Source organism: Thermorudis peleae (assembly GCF_000744775.1).
In the GTDB taxonomy this organism is placed as follows: Bacteria; Chloroflexota; Chloroflexia; order Thermomicrobiales; family Thermomicrobiaceae; genus Thermorudis; species Thermorudis peleae.
On the sequence record NZ_JQMP01000004.1, the window covers coordinates 517,886 to 538,116 of the forward strand.

Genomic DNA, 20,231 nt, shown 5'->3' on the forward strand with positions numbered 1-20,231 from the left:
GATTACCGCCCAGCAGTCGTCCGGTGGAAATAGGCAGCGAGAATCGCGTCAGCAACTGGAACCGCAAACGTTGCACCTTCGCCGCCGTCTCGAATCAACACAAGAACCAGGATCTCTGGCGCATCATACGGCGCAAATGCCGTAAACCATGCATGCTGCTTGGTGTATTTCCCATTCTCGGATTGACCGTACTCAGCTGTACCTGTTTTGCCAGCAATCGGTATTGTATCGCCTGTGCGGACGAATTTCCCCTTGGCTGTCCCGTCCGTAACCGTGCGGCGCATTGCCTGACGAACTAGCTGAATATGCTCCGGCGCAATCCCGAGCTTTCGGACGACAACCGGCTCGAAGGTGCGCACCGTTTCTCCGTTGGCATCACGAAGTTCTCGGACAAGCCGGGGCCGATAATACGTCCCGCCATTTGCGATGGCAGCGAGAGCACAGGCAAGTTGCAATGGCGTACAAGAAAGATGGCCCTGGCCGATCGAGACGTTAATCGTATCACCGACCGACCAGTACTCCCGCAACTCCTGGAACAGCCAACGCGGATCGGGCACAAGGCCGCTCGCTTCGTTGCCGAGCTCAATCCCCGTGGGCTGTCCAAATCCAAATTGCTCGCGGAGATATTTGCCAATCCGCTCGATCCCAAGTCCCGAGAAAAAGTGCGGTTGTGGATCTCCAGGAATGTAATAGTGAAGCGGTGTGTTTGCCCCTTCAGCTTGCTGATTTGGCGCACCGACATTGTAGAAGAAGACATTACATGATTGCGCAATACCATCGAGCACGGTAATCGGTCCATGCCCGCTGCGAAGCCAGCAATAGTAGTAATTGCCTCCATTTTCATCCCACTCAGTCGGGACACGAATTGCCCCACGACAGGTAAATGTCGTTTGCGCAGTGATTGTGCCTTCTTGCAGCGCGGCGCACGCAAGGAGCGGCTTGACTGTCGAACCGGGTGGGAATTCTCCACGCACGGCATAGTTGAATAACGGGCGGAACGGATCGTTTAAATACCGCTGATACTCTGCCTGGGAGATGCCATCAGCAAAGCATTGATTATCGTAGGTTGGGAGACTCACGAGCGCAAGCACTTCACCACTACGCGGATCAAGAGCAATAGCCACTCCAGACCCAACTGCCGAGCGTCCTTGTTTTGCTGCCGCATCGTTAGATTGCGCAATTCCTGCTTGGAGGGCTTCAGCGGCAGCCTTCTGCAAGGCGCTATCAATAGTGAGCACAACAGTGTATCCGGGAACGGGATCTTGCCGTCGATCTACTAACTCGGAGACAACTGCCCCACGGGCATCCGTTTGTAGCCAGCGGCCACCACGCGTTCCCCGCAGGTATGGCTCAAGCGCTTGCTCAATACCATCACGTCCGACAACGGCATTTGGTAAGTAGGGATTCGCCGCAGTATCACCACCAGCAGCATCATACTCTTCTTTGGTAATCGGTCCAACGTATCCAAGAACGTGCGCAAAGATCGGTCCAGCCGGGTACTGGCGCATGAGCGTATTGTCGTCGACAACAACACCAGGGAAGGAGAGTGGATTTGCTCCAATTTGTAACGCAAGATCACGCGGCACATCGCGCTTCAGGACAATCGGGCTTCCAGACCCCGCATACTGTTCAAGCAGATAATCGTAGCGGTTCAGCACGTGAACACCAGGCCATTGTTGTGCTAATGACTGGAACGTCGCGACTTCAGCAGGCGAAAGCTGCTCACGCAACAAAACAAAAGGCCCATCCTTCGGCGGTGACACTAATGGCCCGAGCACGTCCCCAAGCGGCACATTCAGCGCAGTTGACAAAGCGTCAGCAACTGGTCGGCGGGCTTCAGGAGGTACTGCAGCAGGCCGTACAACAAGGACGGTATCAAGATTCAACATCCGAATCAGCTGATCCCGCACCGCAGCCCGCTGCTGCGGATCATCCGGCAACTGGTCAGGAACAACCGAGACCGACCACGCACGCCGATTCTGCGCCAGAATCACACCGTTTCGATCAACAATCAGCCCGCGCGGTGCTGGCAATGCCTCGAAGCGAATGACATTGCCAGCGGCACGACGCTGGTAACGAGCGGCATCAAGAAGTTGCATCTTCCCTAACTTCGCAAGGACAGCGCCAAAACCAGCAATGATCATGCTCCGCAAGAGGAATGTGCGCCGCGTCATGCCACGGCGCTCATCGCCAATTTCTTCAATGAGAATGCGCCGCCGTGCTTCAGGCGGCGCAAGTTCAAGTCGTCGATGGGCCCGCATCATGGAGTCCTACACGATCAAGGAGCAGAATCACGACGTAGATCACAGGGACGGCAGCAACATTCAGCAGCGCTGTCAGCACGGCAACTTCAACTATGAGCCGCGGCGACGCACTCATATGCGCTAACCATCGCGCAACGGCAAGCAACGCTTGGCTGGTTATTGTTGCGACGACAACAAGCCCCATTGGCACAAGCAAATCAGCCCGGAAGAGCCGACGACGAGCGAGGCCTCCTGTAAGCGCTGCAGCAAGCAGTGCCAGGCTATGCAAGCCCAGCGGGGTTAACGTAAGCACATCGAGCAGCACACCACCAAGTGCCGCTGCTCCAAGACCATAGGCCACGCCATAGAGGCTCGCAAGGACGAGAACAATGCCTAACACGAGATCGGGATTAACCCACAGTGGATTAATCCGGGGCAGTATTGTTACTTGCACCACCGTAGCACTGATGACTAACAGCACAAGAAAGAGGTGGCGCACCCCAAACCCTCCCAGCGATATCCCTCAAAGAGGGATGCTAGCACATCACCCAAGAGTTTGCCGCTAACCGTGAGGAGGGCGCGCAGTCTCGAGTACGGCGATCTGCCCTTCAGCTCCAGGCATCGCGGAAGCACGTAATGCGGCAATGGTCTGCGAGACGTTATAGGCAACGCGTCGAAACGCAACGTCCCATCGCCCTTGATCTTCATTGAAGGTTAGGATGGCATAGGCCGCACGCTGGTCACCATCGAACGGTAACCCAACACTCCCAACGGCAACAACAAGACGATCAGCAAGCGCACGGGCATATTGCACATGAATATGGCCATAGGCAAGAGCCTGGCCTCCGGCAGCATCCAGCATTGCCTGCAACGTTGCTTCCGGCGCGTCTGGCTGGATCGTATCGTGACAATTCCATGGCGTTGCGTGCACAACCGTTAACGCTGCTCCGCCGGGGGCCGGAACAAGATAGGCGAGTGGGAGTGAAGCGAGATACTCAAGATGCGCAGCTGAGAGACGCTCAACCGCCCATTCATAGCGCGCTCGCAAGGCAGGCGAGGCAGTATGACGTTGCGCTTCAGTACTGACGTGTGCTGGTATTCGTCCACCACTGCCAACTTCAACTAAGAACTCGTCGGTATTTCCACGCACTGCCGGGATGCCCCGCTCGCGAATCACCTCAATGCATTCAGCTGGCCATGGGCCACCGAACGCGAAGTCGCCGGCCATGACGACACGGTCATATGATCCCTTCTCGATATCGGCAAGTACAGCCTCTAAGGCTGGAAGGTTCCCATGGACATCGGAGATTACCGCAATACGCATAGCCTGCTCCCCCAGACTCGGCTGCCGTGTTTCACGGTATCCTAGCCTAGCACCACCATCAAGCGCCGCAGCATGGAACAATTAGGCGGACGACATTTTCCGGAGTGGGGGATTGCGGACGTCTCGCAAAGCACACAGGTGAGAGGAAGGGAATGAGTAACCAACACTGTGACGCATTTCCTGCTGAGGGGCGGCAACGCGTCGTCATTGCCCAGCTCTTGCCGGAAGTTGACTGCGGACGGTTTGCGGCAAAGCGGATCATTGGTGACCTTGTCACAATCGAAGCGGATATCTTTGCGGACGGCCACGATGCGATCGCAGCTGTTCTCCGCTACCGCCATGCTCGCGAGGAAACGTGGCATGAGACACCGTTCACGCTCACGGTCAACGACCGCTGGCACGCTCAGTTCGCTGTCAATGAGCTTGGCATCTATGAATACACTGCAGTCGCATGGATTGATCGATTCCAGACATGGGTGCGCGATCTACGGAAGCGCCTTGACGCAAGGCAAGATGTCAGTGTTGATCTGCTGATTGGGGCAGAGCTCATTGACACGATCGCTCGCCAGGCACCAGAACCCGATGCAACAACTCTGCGAGCATATGCGGCGACGCTCCGCACGGGCCCAGCTGCAGCCGAAGCTGCCTTTGATCCCCAGCTTCACGCCCTGATGCGCCAGCACGATCCGCGAGCCTTCGCGACATCGTACCCACGGGTGCTGCGCCTCGTTGTTGATCGGACACGTGCGCGGTTCAGTACGTGGTACGAGCTTTTTCCTCGCTCGTGGTCACCCGAACCGGGTCGCCATGGCACACTCCGCGATGTCGCAGAGCGCGCGATTCCCTACATTGCAGGCATGGGCTTCGACGTCCTCTACCTTCCACCGATTCACCCAATTGGCCACACATTCCGGAAGGGACGAAACAACACGCTCACTGCTGGCCCAGATGACCCTGGCAGCCCATGGGCCATTGGTGGACCAGAAGGGGGCCACGACGCCATTCACCCGCAGCTCGGCACCCTCGCAGACTTTCAGTACCTCCTCAAACGAGCCCGGGAGCACGGCATTGAGATCGCGCTCGATTTAGCGTTCCAGTGCTCCCCCGATCACCCTTACGTCCGCGAGCATCCAGAATGGTTCCGCCATCGCCCAGACGGCACGATTCAATATGCAGAGAACCCGCCAAAGAAGTACCAGGATATCTATCCCTTTGATTTTGAGAGTCCGGCCTGGCGCAACCTCTGGGCAGAGCTACGACGTGTCGTCTGCTTCTGGATTGAACAAGGCGTACGCATCTTCCGGGTCGACAATCCGCACACGAAGGCTTTCCCATTCTGGGAATGGCTGATCGCAGAGATAAAGAACACGTACCCTGATGTGATCTTCTTGTCAGAAGCCTTTACGCGCCCGAAAGTGATGTATCACTTAGCGAAACTCGGCTTCTCGCAATCCTACACGTACTTTGCGTGGCGCAATACCAAGTGGGAACTCGAGAGCTATTTCACCGAGTTGACACAAACGCCAGTACGCGAATATTTCCGCCCCAACCTCTGGCCGAATACCCCAGATATCCTGACAGAGTACTTGCAGCTTGGCGGTCGGCCAGCATTTCTTACACGATTGGTGCTTGCTGCGACACTTGGGGCAAACTATGGCATCTATGGGCCAGCGTTCGAACTTTGCGAAAATCAGCCACTCGCACCAGGCAGCGAAGAATATCTCAACTCAGAGAAATATGAGATCCGCCATTGGCAACTCGATGCGCCGCAGAGCCTCGCCCCCATCATTGCCCGGGTGAACCGTATCCGTCGTGAGAACCCTGCTCTGCAGCAAGATTGGACCTTGCGTTTCCATCCGACGACGAACGACCAGCTCATCGCCTACACAAAGACCACGGATGATCGTAGCAATATTATTCTCACCGTTGTTAATCTCGATCCACATTACACCCAATCTGGCTGGGTCACGCTCCCACTCGAAGACCTTGCAATCCCGCACGATCAGCCGTATCAAGTTCATGATCTACTGAGCGATGCGCGCTATCTCTGGCACGGACCGACCAATTATGTAGAGTTAAATCCACAGGTTATGCCGGCGCACATCTTCTTACTGCGCCGGCGAATTCGTCGCGAGCACGACTTTGAGTACTACGCATAATCTTTGGTAAAGGAGGCACCGGTATCAATGGCCACACGCCAGCGTCCGGCAACAGTGCCTAGCCTATCGCCCTTGACTGACGATCCACTCTGGTATAAGGACGCCATCATCTACGAAGTCCACGTTCGCGCCTTCTACGATAGCAATGGTGATGGCATCGGCGATTTCCCCGGGTTGACGGCAAAACTGGATTACCTCCAGGACCTTGGTGTCACCGCGGTATGGTTGCTCCCATTCTATCCCTCACCCCTCCGCGATGATGGATATGACATTGCGGACTACACGAATGTCCATCCCGCGTATGGCACGCTCCGCGATGTCCGGCAGTTCATTCGCGAGGCCCACCAGCGCGGAATACGGGTCATTAATGAGCTCGTCTTGAACCATACATCGGATCAGCATCCATGGTTCCAGCGAGCGCGCCGCTCAGCGCCAGGGAGCATCTACCGTAACTACTACGTGTGGAGCGATACGCCAGATCGTTATCGTGAAGCACGCATCATTTTCAAAGATTTTGAGACATCGAATTGGGCCTGGGATCCAGTCGCGCAAGCCTACTACTGGCACCGGTTCTACTCACACCAGCCTGACTTGAACTACGATAACCCTCGCGTGCGCCGTGAGATTCTGCGGGTCGTCGATTTCTGGCTTGAGCTGGGCATCGACGGCATGCGGCTTGATGCCGTCCCCTATCTCTTCGAACGAGAAGGGACGAACTGCGAGAATTTGCCAGAAACGCACGCATTTTTGAAAGAACTCCGTCGCCATATCGATGAACGATTCCCGAACCGCATGCTCTTAGCCGAAGCCAATCAGTGGCCTGAAGATGCCGTCGCCTATTTCGGCGATGGTGACGAATGTCACATGGCATTTCACTTCCCACTCATGCCACGCCTCTTTATGGCAATCCGCATGGAAGACCGGTTCCCGATTATCGACATCCTGAGCCAAACGCCACCCATCCCACCAACGGCACAGTGGGCCCTCTTCCTCCGTAACCACGACGAATTGACCCTCGAGATGGTCACTGACGAAGAACGCGACTACATGTACCGCGTCTATGCGCGCGATCCAGTGGCACGCATCAACTTAGGTATCCGCCGTCGCCTTGCGCCATTGCTCGGCAATAACCGCCGACGAATCGAATTAATGAATGGTCTCCTCTTCTCGCTTCCCGGCACGCCAGTCATTTACTATGGCGATGAAATTGGCATGGGAGACAACATTTACCTTGGTGACCGCAATGGTGTGCGTACTCCCATGCAATGGAGCAGCGACCGCAATGCCGGCTTCTCCACCGCAAATCGCCAGCGGCTCTACTTGCCAGTGATCGTGGATGCCGAGTATCACTATGAGGCCGTCAACGTTGAAGCGCAGCAAAATAACCCGCACTCATTGCTCTGGTGGATGAAGCGGCTCATTGCTTTACGCAAGCAGTACCGGGCATTTGGGCGTGGCTCATTCGAATTCATCACCCCCGAAAATCGTAAGATCCTAGCATATGTCCGGCGATACGAGCAAGAAACGTTGCTTGTCGTCGCCAATTTGTCGCGCTTTGTGCAATATGCTGAACTTGATCTCAGCCCGTATCGCGGACTTGTGCCGGTTGAACTCTTTGGCCGTGTTGAATTTCCCCCGATCGGTGACACTCCGTATCTGCTCACGCTTGGCCCACATAGTTTCTATTGGTTCTCGCTTGAACCACAACGGACGGGAGAAGAAAGCGGCACGATCACGCTGCACGAACTACCGCTCATCCCACTCGCCCGGCGTAACGGCCACTTTGACCTCACTCCGACACGACGAGCACTTGAAGGCTTATTACCAGCCTATCTCCGTGGTCGACGCTGGTTTGGCGGAAAGGATCGGCGAATTCGCAGTGCCCATATCAGTGCTCACGTGCCGTTTGAATATGGCGATCGCACTGCACAACTGCTACTTATCACAGTCGAATACACGGAAGGGGATCCTGAGCAATATCTCTTGCCCTTGACCATCGTCGATGGTTCCCTCGCCGAGCAGATTATGGAGCGCTTGCCACATTACGTCGTGGGCCGGCTGGCGCAACCGAGCGGCGACGCGCTGCTCGTCGACGCACTGGCAGACCCGGCCTTTGGTCGAGCATTAGTCGAGGCGATCAGTCGTCGTCGCCGGATTCCCGCAGATGGCGCTGTCCTGCTTGCCCAACCAACGCGGGCATTTCGGCAACTCGTCCCCTCAGGGACCCCCCTTCCTGAGCCGACACTCAGTCGCGCTGAGCAAAGTAACAATTCGCTCATCTTTGGCGACCGCCTCATTTTGAAGCTGTTCCGCAAGGTCGAACCGGGAATGAATCCGGAGGTCGAGATTGGCTACTATCTGACTGAGCGCGTTGGCTTCCCCCATGTGCCGCCACTTGCCGGCAGCATCGAGCTCAAACTCGGACAATCTGAACCGATCTCGCTCGCGGTTCTCCAGGCTTTCGTCCATACCGAAGGAGATGCGTGGCAATACACGCTCGATGAGCTTGGAGGCTACCTCGAGCGTGCACTCGCGTATCCGGGTGAGCCGCCAGCCATTACCCTTGATCCGCAAAGCCTCATTGAGCGAGCAGGAGGGGAAATCCCAAGCGACGTCTATGAAACGGTGAATACGTACGTCGAGGCGGTCAGGCTCCTTGGGCAACGAACAGCAGAACTTCACCGCGCCCTGGCTGCTGCAACTGATAACCCAGCGTTTGCACCAGAACCGTTTTCGCTCCTCTACCAACGGTCGATTTACCAATCGATGCGTAGTGCAGCAATTCAAACGTTTCAGCAACTTCGCCGGCACACCGCTCGGCTTGACGAAGGAACACGTGCCCTTGTTGAGCAAGTACTCGCCCGGGAAAATACGATCATCGCCGTTTATCGGCGCCTACTCCATCACCTGATCCCAGCCAAGCGCATTCGTTGCCACGGTGACTATCACCTTGGGCAAGTGCTCTATACTGGGCGCGACTTTGTGATTATCGACTTTGAGGGTGAGCCCGCTCGCCCGATTAGCGAACGCCGTCTCAAGCGCACGCCGCTGCTTGACGTGGCGGGGATGCTCCGTTCCTTCCACTATGCTGCCTACGCCGTGCTTCACGAACATCAACAGCATGGTCTCATCTCTGACGTGGAGCGAGCTGAGCGCTGGCTGCGCTACTGGTATGGCTGGGTTGCTGCCATCTTCCTCCAAGGCTATCTGCAGACGATGGAAGGCAGCGATTTGCTTCCGCCTGGTCCAGATGATTTGCGGGCAGTGCTTGAGGCTTACCTGCTCGACAAGGCACTCTACGAAGTACGCTACGAACTGGGGCATCGACCTGGCTGGCTTTCAATTCCTCTCCGCGGTGTACTGGAGATGAGTCAAGGACCAGAGGCAGGAACATGAATACCCCACAGGCTGCGTTACGGCAGCTCGCTCAGGCAGCTGGACTGCAGACTGGCTATGTCGATGTCTTGGGCCGCCGACATCGCGCGTCACCTGACGTGATCCTTGCAGCCCTAAACGCGCTTGGCATTACCATGGCAACCATGGAAGAGGCTCCAGCTGCACTGCGAATGTTCCAGCACCACCGCCTGACACGACGCGTTGAACCGACCATTGTTCTACGACCACATCGTCGAAATGCCCTCTCGATCTTTTTGCCATTATCAAGAGAGCCCGAACGCTTTACCGTCTTCCTCCAACAGGAAGACGGTACAACCCATGAATGGTCCGTTCGCTCTACTGAACTGCCACGCCGGGGGCAAGAGCAGAATGGCACTGATACCTATTCCATCGCTCGACTTGGACTCCCTGCCCTGCCAATGGGATACCACACACTGTCGTTACACTTCCCCGACGGAATTGAGACAACAACCCATATCCTTTGTGCTCCAGTCCGTTGTTGGCTCCCTTCCGAGGAAACACGATGGTGGGGGCTCTTCTTACCGCTCTATGCCCTGACAACTGAACAGAGTTGGGGTGCAGGAAACTTTTCCGACCTTGGCACACTCGTTACCTGGGTTGCGGAACAGCAAGGGCAGGTTGTTGGCACACTTCCCCTGCTGGATACGTACCTCGACCAGCCGTTCGATCCCAGTCCCTACGCGCCAGTAAGCCGACTCTTTTGGAATCCGTTCTACCTTGATCTCACGCAGGCACCGGAGGTGGATCAGTGTCCAGAAGCCCAAACACTCCTTGCCTCATCCACGTTTCAGGACGCACTCGCAGCAGCACGAGCATCCGCATTCGTTGACTACCGCCGAGGTATGCAGCTCCGAACACAAATTTTGCAACTCCTGGCGGACTCACTTGCACAACACCGCGGTCCACGATTCGAGGCCTTGCAATCGTGGCTTCACGAACACCCTGAGGTCGAAAAATACGCACGCTTTCGGGCATTCGTTGAGCAAACAAGGCAAGGCTGGCAGGGATGGCCAACGCCGCAACGCGACGGGCAACTCGGCGCTGATGATGCAGATCCGGCGATAGTTCGGCGCTTCTGTTACGCGCAGTGGCTCACCGAGCAGCAATTTCTTCAGGTTGCACGTTCCGCCCGCGCACAGCATGTTGGGCTTTATCTTGATCTCCCAATCGGAGTGCACACGCAAGGCTACGACACGTGGCGCTGGCGCACGAATTTTGCGCTGGATATGAGCGCTGGTGCGCCGCCGGACGCATTCTATCCTGAAGGTCAGGTCTGGAACTTCCCGCCGCTTCATCCGCTGCACACTCGAGAGAACGGCCATGCATATTTTCGTGCCATCGTGCGTCGGCACCTTGCAGTCGGGCCACTCTTGCGCCTTGACCATGTCATGGGACTGCATCGGCTCTACTGGGTGCCACAAGGAGCAAGCGGACGAGACGGCATCTATGTTCGTTATCCAGCGGAGGAACTCTTTGCTGTACTCGCCATTGAGTCACAACGCGCCCAAGCAGTACTCATTGGCGAAGACCTTGGCACGGTGCCGTGGCTTGTGCGCGATTCGATGCGCCGTCACCATCTCCTCGGCATGTACATCTTGCCGTTTGAACAGCGAGGTGCAGGCTTCGCAACGCCTTCGCCGCTGTCGCTCGCAGCGCTCAACACGCACGATCTTCCACCATTTGCGGCACTCTGGCAATCGTGGACACCCCGCCAGCGCCACGCAACGCTTCGCTGGCTCCAGCACCGAGGGTGGCTTCTACCAGATGACAGTGCGAATGATGGAGCATGTCGCCGCGCACTTGAAGGTGTACTCACTTTTCTGGCGACAAGTCCAGCGCGCATTCTCCTAGTCAATGCTGAGGATCTCTGGCTCGAAACGGAGCCCCAGAATCGACCAGGCACAGGCGCAGAGCAGCCAAATTGGCGACATAAGGCGCGCTTGCCACTCGAAGCATGGTCTGCCGATCCTGATCTGATTCACGTGCTGAACCGCATTAGCCAGCTTCGGACAAAGGCAGCACAAGGGAAGGAAGCACGATGACGGAAACGCCAACGATTCGCCATGACCAGAGTTTACTGACAGATGACGATCTCTACCTCTTCAACGAAGGCTCGTGGCTACGTGCATACGAAAAGCTTGGAGCTCATCCCGTACAGCTTGGTGATGAGACTGGCGTTTACTTTGCAGTCTGGGCACCGAACGCGCGTGAAGTTTCGGTCATTGGCGACTTTAACGGCTGGAAGCCAGGAGTCCATCCTCTTGCACCACGTGGGAACTCCGGCATCTGGGAAGGGTTTCTCCCTGGCGTCGGCGTCGGAGCCCGGTATAAGTACCACATTGTGTCACACTACAATAACTATCGCGTTGACAAAGCCGATCCCTATGGCGTCTTCCATGAAACGCCTCCACGAACCGCTTCAATCGTCTGGGATCTCTCGTATGAATGGCATGACCAGCAATGGATGGCGCAGCGACGCCAACGCAATGCTCTTGATGCACCAATGTTGATCTACGAGGTACATCTCGGCTCCTGGATGCGCGTGCCTGAAGAAGGCAATCGCTGGTTGACATACCGAGAGCTGGCACCGAAGCTTGCCGAGCATGTGCAGCGCCTTGGTTTTACCCACGTCGAGTTTTTGCCGATTATGGAGCACCCCTTCTACGGCTCATGGGGATACCAGATTACCGGCTACTTCGCACCAACAAGTCGATATGGCACCCCCCAAGACTTCATGTATCTTATTGACTACCTGCACCAGCAGGGCATCGGCGTTATTCTTGACTGGGTCCCATCACATTTTCCGACCGATGAGCACGGCTTAATTTACTTTGATGGGACACATCTCTACGAGCACGCCGATCCTCGACGCGGCTTTCATCCTGATTGGCATAGCGCGATCTTTAACTACGGTCGGCATGAGGTACGCACGTTCCTGCTCAGCAGTGCTATCTTCTGGCTCGATCGCTACCACGCCGATGGGCTTCGGGTTGATGCTGTCGCGTCAATGCTCTACCTCGATTACTCCCGTAAACCAGGGGAATGGATCCCCAACGAATACGGCGGTCGGGAAAATCTTGAGGCCATTGCCTTCCTGCGTCGTCTCAACGAAGAGATCTATCGGCTCTATCCAGATGTGCAGACCATCGCCGAAGAATCGACAGCCTGGCCGATGGTGTCACGTCCCACGTATCTCGGCGGCCTTGGTTTCGGGATGAAGTGGGACATGGGCTGGATGCACGATACGCTTCACTACCTTCACTATGATCCCATCTACCGGAAGTATCACCACACGTTGCTTACGTTTCGTATGCTCTACGCGTTCACCGAAAACTTCGTTCTCCCGCTTTCACATGATGAAGTTGTGCATGGGAAAGGTTCCTTGCTCAGCAAGATGCCTGGAGATGACTGGCAGAAATTCGCCAACCTTCGCCTACTCTATGGTTACCAGTACACACAACCGGGGAAAAAGCTCTTATTCATGGGCGCAGAGATCGGGCAATGGGCCGAATGGAATCATGACACAAGCCTCGACTGGCACCTGCTGCAGTATGCGCCGCACCAGGGTATTCATCGCTGGCTCGAAGATCTCAACCGACTTGTCCGTACCGAACCAGCGCTCTACGAGCAGGATTTCTCACCTACCGGCTTCGAGTGGATCGACCCCAACGATGCCGATAACAGTGTGCTGAGCTACTTGCGTCGTGGGCGGGCAGAGGGAAGCGAACTGCTCATCGTGTGCAACTTTACCCCGGTCCCGCGGCAGAACTACCGCGTCGGCGTACCACGGCTTGGCTTCTGGCGCGAGGTGCTCAACAGCGACGCGTCGATCTATGGTGGCAGTGGTTGGGGCAACTTTGGCGGCGTTGAGGCAACGCCGGTGCCATGGCATGGCCGACCCTATTCTGTTAACCTCACTCTCCCACCACTGGCAATGGTCATCTTCAAGTGCGAGCAGTAGAGAGGAGCATGCGTGTCAGCGCAGCCACTCGAGCTTGGGGCAATTGTGTTGGCTCCTGGGCATGTGCAGTTCACTGTCTGGGCCCCGAATGCAACAGACGTCGCCCTTCACCTCCTCACACCCCAGGAACGCCTCATCCCGATGCAACAAGAGCGTGACGGGTACTGGACCGTTGCTGTCGACAACGTGCCAGCCGGATCACGGTACTGGTATCGCCTCGATCGTGAGCAAGATTTGCCTGATCCAGCTAGCCGATGGCAACCGGACGGCGTACATGGGCCTTCGGCGGTTGCTGATCCAACACGTTTTGCCTGGCATGACGACCACTGGCGAGGGATCCGTCTGTCCGAACTCATCTGCTACGAGCTGCATGTTGGCACTTTCACCCCCGAAGGCACCTTTACCGCGATCATTCCAATCCTACCGACTCTTGTCGACCTGGGGATTACTGCGATTGAGTTGATGCCAGTGGCAGAATTCCCAGGAGAACGCAACTGGGGCTACGACGGGGTCTTGCCGTTTGCCGTTCATCACGCATACGGCGGGCCTGACGGTCTTCGCTATCTTGTCGATGCCTGTCATCAGCATGGGCTCGGCGTCATCCTTGACGTCGTGTACAACCATGTTGGGCCCGAAGGCAATGTACTCAACCAGTATGGCCCCTATTTCACTGAACGGTACCGCACTCCCTGGGGCCCTGCGCTCAACACGGATGGGCCCGATAGTGAACCAGTCCGCCGTTTTCTTATCGAAAACGCCTTACACTGGGTTCGGGAATATCACATTGATGGATTTCGACTCGACGCGGTCCACGCGATCGTTGACCAACTGCCAACGCACATTCTCGAGGAACTTGCTCAAACACTTCACGCAGAAGGCTTGCGACTCAATCGCCACATTCTCGTTATCGCTGAGAGTGACGCCAACGACCCGCGGATCATCACGCCAAGGCCACTCGGAGGCTATGGGCTTGATGCGGTCTGGAGCGATGATTTTCATCACGCACTCCACACGCTTCTTACTGGCGAACAGCACGGGTACTATGCTGATTACGGATCGCTTGAGCACCTGGCGAGAGTTTTTCGGCGCGGCTTCTGCTACACAGGACAACGTTCAGTCTTTCGTCGGCGACGGCATGGGCGAGCAGCTCTCGTTGCCCAGCCTGAGCAGTTCGTTGTCTGCATCCAAAATCATGACCAGGTTGGGAACCGCGCCCGCGGAGACCGCCTCAGCACCCTTGTCGACTTCGAGCGCCTCAAGTTGGCAGCTGCAACCGTGTTGTTGTCGCCGTTTACGCCATTGCTCTTTATGGGAGAAGAATATGCAGAGACAGCACCATTCCCCTATTTCGTCAGCCACACTGATCCAGAATTAATCACCGCAGTCCGTGAAGGGCGGAAACGGGAGTTCGCAGCCTTTCACGCCGAGCAAGAGCCGCCTGATCCTCAAGCAGTTGAAACGTTTCTTCAGGCCAAACTCCGCCACCAGCTTCGTGATGAAGGGCAGCATCGTACCCTTTGGCGCTTTTACCAGCACCTTCTTACGGTACGTCGTCAAGCCGCACCTTATCAGACGACACCGCGCCCTTGGCCGATCGTTGAGATGGATCGCGCGGCTCATACCCTTGTTGTTCGCTGGGAAGATGTTACCCCTGCTGCTTGTTTGGCCCTCTGCTTTGCTGATCAACCGCAGACTGTTCACCTCAATTTACCTGACGGTCTATGGCACATTCGAGTAGACTCAGCAGCAGAGACGTGGGGAGGCAACCGATCTGCCGATCCATCTCCCCTCCGCGTCACTGGAGGCGCGGGAGCGTCTGTACTGCTCCCGCCATGGTCAGCAACGTTTTGGGAACGAGAGGACGTGCCCTAAGATGGCAAAGCGCTTTATTTGTGTCCATGGACATTTCTATCAACCTCCACGGGAAAACCCATGGCTCGAGGTTATCGAAGTCCAAGATTCGGCATACCCCTATCATGACTGGAACGCACGCATCACCGCCGAATGCTACGGCCCCAATGCCTGGTCACGGATTCTCAATGATCAGGGCAAGATCATGAAAATCGTCAATAACTACGCCAGAATGAGCTTTAATTTTGGGCCAACGCTGATCGCCTGGTTAGCGGACCAAGCGCCTGCGGTATACGAGCGCATTCTGGAGGCTGATCGCGAAAGCCTTGCAACTCACGGCCATGGCTCAGCTATCGCGCAAGCCTACAACCACCTCATCATGCCATTGGCCAATACACGCGATAAGCGAACGCAGGTCCGGTGGGGGATTGCCGATTTTGTCAGCCGGTTTGGGCGGCACCCTGAAGGCATGTGGCTACCAGAGACAGCCGTTGACCTCGAGACCCTCGACATTCTGGCCGAGCACGGCATTACCTTCACCATTCTCGCACCATATCAGGCACGGCGCGTGCGCCCACTCGATCAGGAAGAGTGGCAGGATGTCGAAGGCGGTCGCGTCGATCCAAGCCGCCCCTATCTCGTGCGTCTTCCCTCAGGCCGAACGATTACCGTGTTCTTCTATGACGGTGGAACCGCTCATGATGTGGCATTCGGTGGACTGCTCAATGATGGCCACCAGCTTGCCGCACGACTCTTGCAGGCTGCGCCAGCCGATGACCAGCCACACCTTGTGCACATTGCGACTGACGGTGAGACCTTTGGTCATCACCACCGATTCGGTGACATGGCCCTTGCCGCTGCCCTCGAAACGATCGAGCAGAGCGGGGAGGCCGAACTAACCAACTACGCTGCCTTCCTTGAACACTACCCGCCAACGTGGGAGGCAGAAATTATTGAACAAACTTCCTGGAGCTGCGCCCACGGTGTGGAGCGCTGGCGCAGCAACTGTGGCTGCAACTCAGGCATGAACCCGGGATGGACCCAGGAGTGGCGCCAGCCATTGCGCGAAGCCATGGATTGGCTCCGCGATGAACTTGCGCCACGCTATGAAGAAGCGATCGGTGCACTCTTGCACGATCCATGGGAAGCACGCGATGATTACATCCATGTTATCCTTGACCGCTCCCCTGAGAATGTGCAGCACTTTTTTGAGCGTTGGCAACGCCACCCCTTGAGCAAAGAAGAGCAAGTCACCGCACTTAAACTCCTTGAACTGCAACGCCACGCGCTTTTAATGTACACCAGTTGTGGCTGGTTCTTTGATGAGATTTCAGGTATCGAAACCGTCCAAGTGATTCAGTACGCAGCACGGGCAATTCAGCTTGCGCGCGAAGCCCTTGGGATAGACCTCGAATCAGGCTATCTTGAGTTTCTCGAACGCGCGCCCAGTAACGTCCCTGAAATTGGCAATGGGCGGGTCGTCTATGAACGGTTCGTCAAGCCAGCACAGATTGGATTAGCTGAAGTCGCCGCACACTATGCAATTAGCGCACTCTTCGAGAACTACCCAGAACAGACTGACATTGCCTGTTACACGATTCAGCAGCAGCAGGCGTACAAGGCAGAAGCAGGGCGAACCCGTCTCCTTGTTGCCACGGTCGATGTGACATCAACGATCACGAAGGAAGACGCCCAATTCACGATTGCGGCACTGCATCTTGGGGAACACAATGTTCTGAGTGGCGTCCTACCCGATCACCATCCTGAGCAGTACAAGGCCCTTCTCGAGGAATTGAAGACGAGCTTTGAGCAGGCAGATATTCCAGCATTGCTTCGCGTGTTTGACCAGCACTTTTCCGACCAGACCTACTCACTGCGCACGCTCTTTCGCGACGAACAACGAAAGATTCTCACTATCCTCCTGGATTCAGCAATAGCAGAGTCTGAAAGCTCGTTCCGGCATGTGTATGAGGACAACCGTCTGCTCATGCAGTTCCTCCACACCCTTGGCGCGCCAATTCCGCGGCCATTCCTTGCTGCCGCTGAAGTTGCCATTGAAGCCGCGCTACGCCAGGTGATTGCGGACGAGGAGCCTGATCTGGCACGGTTTGATCAGCTGCTCGACGATGCCGAACAGTGGGGGCTCGCTATCGACTACACCGGCCTTGCATATGCCATGCAACAACGGCTCGAGGCGCTGGCAACAGCCTGGCATGAACACCCCGAAGACAGTCGACTCCTGCAGACCCTCACAGCGCTTGCTGAACGTATCCCGCAGCTTCGCGAGCCCGTCAATACCTGGAATGTGCAAAACCTTGCCTGGGATGTGCGTCATACGATCTATCCGACCATGAAAGAACGGGCAGATAACGATCCTGAAGCTGCCACTTGGGTTGAGCAATTCCAGCATCTCTGCGATACGCTTTGGCTCGCCTGTGAGTGAGGCAAGCGGCGATGCGCGCTTTCACTGCAACATATCGTTTGCAACTCCACCGGCAGTTCGACTTTGCAGCAGTCCAATCGCTCGTACCGTACCTCAACGCGCTCGGGGTGAGTGATCTTTACCTCTCACCGATTACTGAAGCACGAGCTGGTAGTCTGCATGGCTATGATGTGATTGATCCCACACAGATCAGCCGCGAGCGTGGTGGGCTCGCAGGCTTTCGCTCGCTCGCGCATGCCGCACAAGCCTTTGGCCTTGGCATCATCGTCGATATCGTGCCTAATCATCAGGCCGCGCATGAGAGCAACCCAGCCTGGTGGCAATTTCTCCGAGACGGGCTCGATACACCGACTGCGCGCTGGTTTGATATTGCCTGGGATGCTCCATGGCCAGCCGTCCGTGGACGCATCACGCTGCCAGTGTTAGGCGAGCCATATGCTGAAGCGTTGCGGAGCGGGAAGCTTGCGCTTGCCTGGCATGCTGATGCTGGGCTCGTCATCACGTACGCAGATCGAATCTTTCCGGTCAACCGAGCCGGATGGCAACAATTTCTCGAACATGTCCTTACCGACACGTTACCACCGCCGTTACACCAGCAGATTGCAGCGCTTGCACAACGAGTAGCCGAAGGCAAGAGTAGTCTCGCCGAGGCAAGTGCAACGTTGCGCGGCCTTGCTAACTCTGACCAACACGTTGCACAAGCACTGGCACACGCTATCGCAGCATTTCAGCCAGCTGATACCCCCGAGGCGCAAGCACGACTCGATCGCATGCTTGCGGCACAACACTACCGACTGGCATTCTGGCGCAGTGGCCTGCAACAGTTGACACTGCGCCGATTCTTCGACATTACTGAGCTTGCTGGGATCCGACAGGAAGATCTGGCAGTCCGTGAAGCGACGCACGGGCTGATTCTGAGTCTCATGGACGCCGGGCTTTTCCATGGCGTGCGTGTTGATCATATTGATGGGTTAGCCGAACCAACGGCCTATCTTCACTGGCTCAACCAGCGCGTTCAGGCAAGCACAAAGGGAACCGGCGTTGTCCTTGTTGAAAAGATCCTAACCGGCGACGAACGCTTACCCCAGGATTGGCCAATTGACGGCACGACGGGCTATGATTTTCTCGCCCACTGCACCCGTGTTTTGCTGGATCCACAAGGGGCAGCGCAGCTGGCTGCGCGCCACGGGAGCGTGTTAGCTGAGGATCCCCATTTTGCTGAGCAGCTAGACTTTCCAACTCTTGCTACTGCAGCGCGGCACGAAGTCCTCAACATGCTTTTCACCAGCGAGATTGACCTGCTCACGTTCTGGCTTGCCGAGCTTGCTGCTGGCATCCCCGAAGGTCGAGACGTTCCACTGCAGGCGCTCCGCCAGGCCCTTTGCGCTGTGACCGCTGCAGTACCCGTCTATCGGACATACCGTGTGGGACCAGCGCTTTCCGCACCTGACCATGCTGCTATCACAGCGGCACTAACCGCTGCGCGGGCAACATGCGAAGATATGGCTGCACTCGATGTACTGCACCGTGTCCTGTTGGCCCGGGAAGAAGTTGGCACGCTCTTTCCAGTTGCTGCTTGGCGACGTTGGATGATCCGATGGCAACAGCTGACTGGCGCCGCTATCGCGAAAGGGGTTGAAGATACAGCACTGTACCGGGATCCACGGCTGCTTGCACTCAACGATGTTGGGTGTGATCCAGCAGCAGGTCCCTTATCCATCGAAGCGTTTCATCGCTGGTGCCAGGAACGACAGGCTCGTTGGCCTCGATCGCTCAATGCACTCTCAACCCACGACACGAAGCGGAGCGAAGACGTTCGAGCGCGGTTGCTTGCGCTTTCCCAACTTCCTGACATGTGGGCATCCGCGCTGGTCGCTGCCCGCGCAGCGCTTACCCCATTCCGTCGCACGATTGGTGGACAGCACTTTCCGCGCCCATACTTAGCATTGCTCGCTCTTCAAACGCTTGTTGCTGCTTGGCCTTTTGACGAGAACGACGTGCCAACATTTGCGCAACGCTTCGCAGACTATCTCCTCAAGGCTGCGCGCGAGGCCAAGCTGGAAACAAGTTGGCTCAACCCACAACCGTCCTCTGAGGAAGCAATTCTCCGATTTGCCCAGCAACTTGTCTGTGGCTCCGAAGGTGCAGCGGTGCGAGATGCTCTCGCTCCGGTCCGTGACGCCATCGCCTGGGTAGGTGCGCTTGCGAGTCTTGCTCAGCGCGCCATAGCCTGCATGGCGCCCGGCGTTCCAGACATCTATCAAGGCTGCGAGGGATGGTCGTTCTCACTTGTTGACCCAGATAACCGCCGGCCGGTCGACTTTGAACGGCTTGCTTATCACCTCGCCCAGCTCTGTGACCCTGATCGTCCAACAGTTGAGCATGCGACAGAGCTACTTCAGGATTGGCGAGACGGGCGAATCAAGCTGTTCCTCACGCGTCAGGCTCTTCATCTGCGTCGTCGTTCACCGGCACTCTTCCTGGAAGGCGCGTATGTCCCCTTGCACGTGCACGGCCCGCAGCGTGATCAGGTGCTCGCCTTTGCCCGTATTCACGACCATCAGTGGGTAGTGACCGTGGTCACTCGATTTCCAGCTCGCGTTCATCGCGACGTTGGGGAGCGGCAGACGCTCCCACCACCAACAGCGTGGGAAGAAACCGTGCTCCAGCTTCCGCCAGAGGCACCCACACGATGGCAGTGCATCCTCACAGGCCAAACCTTTTCCTTAGGCACAGCTCAGGGATTGACGCTGGCGCTGCGCGATATTCTTGCCGTATGGCCATTGGCGATCTTGCGCAATCTGGATGGAGGCTAAGCAGCGATTTGGAGGCA

The 20,231-nt window shown here is 56.6% G+C and carries 10 protein-coding genes; 7 read left to right on the forward strand and 3 right to left on the reverse strand.

The window, feature by feature from the left end:
* Nucleotides 1-2: 2 nt before the first annotated feature.
* The 3 genes from mrdA to N675_RS12335 all read right to left on the reverse strand — a co-directional run bounded on the left by mrdA (nucleotide 3) and on the right by N675_RS12335 (nucleotide 3,567).
* Entirely contained in the window at nucleotides 3-2,264 is a 2,262-nt protein-coding gene (mrdA, locus tag N675_RS12325) for a penicillin-binding protein 2 (RefSeq protein WP_038040322.1), read from the reverse strand.
* The gene (gene mreD, locus N675_RS12330) at nucleotides 2,239-2,742 is read right to left on the reverse strand and encodes a rod shape-determining protein MreD (protein WP_051914723.1); all 504 of its coding nucleotides are present in this window, start codon (nucleotides 2,740-2,742) and stop codon (nucleotides 2,239-2,241) included. Before mreD ends, mrdA begins: the two co-directional genes overlap by 26 nt.
* Nucleotides 2,743-2,805: 63 nt before the next feature.
* Nucleotides 2,806-3,567, reverse strand: coding sequence for a metallophosphoesterase family protein (locus N675_RS12335; protein WP_038040325.1), 762 nt, complete (start codon nucleotides 3,565-3,567; stop codon nucleotides 2,806-2,808).
* Between the two features lie 152 nt (nucleotides 3,568-3,719).
* On the opposite strand from N675_RS12335, the gene N675_RS12340 reads away from it, so the two are divergent.
* Genes N675_RS12340 through treY form a run of 7 tightly spaced genes read left to right on the forward strand, consistent with a single transcriptional unit; the run spans nucleotide 3,720 to nucleotide 20,214 of the window.
* A complete protein-coding gene (locus tag N675_RS12340; protein ID WP_038040328.1) occupies nucleotides 3,720-5,726 on the forward strand; it encodes an alpha-1,4-glucan--maltose-1-phosphate maltosyltransferase in 2,007 nt (668 codons plus the stop codon).
* 27 nt (nucleotides 5,727-5,753) lie between these two features.
* On the forward strand, nucleotides 5,754-9,122 hold the full coding sequence (treS, locus tag N675_RS12345) for a maltose alpha-D-glucosyltransferase (protein ID WP_038040329.1): 3,369 nt from the start codon (nucleotides 5,754-5,756) through the stop codon (nucleotides 9,120-9,122).
* Nucleotides 9,119-11,185, forward strand: a complete 2,067-nt coding sequence (malQ, locus tag N675_RS12350) for a 4-alpha-glucanotransferase (protein ID WP_038040331.1) — start codon at nucleotides 9,119-9,121, stop codon at nucleotides 11,183-11,185. The genes treS and malQ overlap by 4 nt, the downstream gene beginning before the upstream one ends.
* Nucleotides 11,182-13,104: a 1,4-alpha-glucan branching protein GlgB gene (gene glgB / locus N675_RS12355; RefSeq protein WP_038040333.1), complete on the forward strand. Its 1,923-nt coding sequence runs from the start codon at nucleotides 11,182-11,184 to the stop codon at nucleotides 13,102-13,104. The genes malQ and glgB overlap by 4 nt, the downstream gene beginning before the upstream one ends.
* 12 nt (nucleotides 13,105-13,116) lie before the next feature.
* Nucleotides 13,117-14,976: a malto-oligosyltrehalose trehalohydrolase gene (gene treZ / locus N675_RS12360; RefSeq protein WP_081887103.1), complete on the forward strand. Its 1,860-nt coding sequence runs from the start codon at nucleotides 13,117-13,119 to the stop codon at nucleotides 14,974-14,976.
* A gap of 1 nt (nucleotide 14,977) precedes the next feature.
* Nucleotides 14,978-17,398, forward strand: a complete 2,421-nt coding sequence (locus tag N675_RS12365) for a DUF3536 domain-containing protein (RefSeq protein ID WP_038040334.1) — start codon at nucleotides 14,978-14,980, stop codon at nucleotides 17,396-17,398.
* An 11-nt stretch (nucleotides 17,399-17,409) separates the two neighbouring features.
* Nucleotides 17,410-20,214: a malto-oligosyltrehalose synthase gene (gene treY, locus N675_RS12370; RefSeq protein ID WP_038040335.1), complete on the forward strand. Its 2,805-nt coding sequence runs from the start codon at nucleotides 17,410-17,412 to the stop codon at nucleotides 20,212-20,214.
* Nucleotides 20,215-20,231 lie beyond the last annotated feature (17 nt).

Coding starts and splice junctions, on each gene's coding strand:
- N675_RS12340 (WP_038040328.1), top strand. CDS start 3,720: ATGAGTAACCAACACTGTGACGCATTTCCTGCTGAGGGGCGGCAACGC.
- treY (WP_038040335.1), top strand. CDS start 17,410: ATGCGCGCTTTCACTGCAACATATCGTTTGCAACTCCACCGGCAGTTC.
- N675_RS12365 (WP_038040334.1), top strand. CDS start 14,978: ATGGCAAAGCGCTTTATTTGTGTCCATGGACATTTCTATCAACCTCCA.
- glgB (WP_038040333.1), top strand. CDS start 11,182: ATGACGGAAACGCCAACGATTCGCCATGACCAGAGTTTACTGACAGAT.
- treS (WP_038040329.1), top strand. CDS start 5,754: ATGGCCACACGCCAGCGTCCGGCAACAGTGCCTAGCCTATCGCCCTTG.
- N675_RS12335 (WP_038040325.1), bottom strand. CDS start 3,567: ATGCGTATTGCGGTAATCTCCGATGTCCATGGGAACCTTCCAGCCTTA.
- malQ (WP_038040331.1), top strand. CDS start 9,119: ATGAATACCCCACAGGCTGCGTTACGGCAGCTCGCTCAGGCAGCTGGA.
- mrdA (WP_038040322.1), bottom strand. CDS start 2,264: ATGATGCGGGCCCATCGACGACTTGAACTTGCGCCGCCTGAAGCACGG.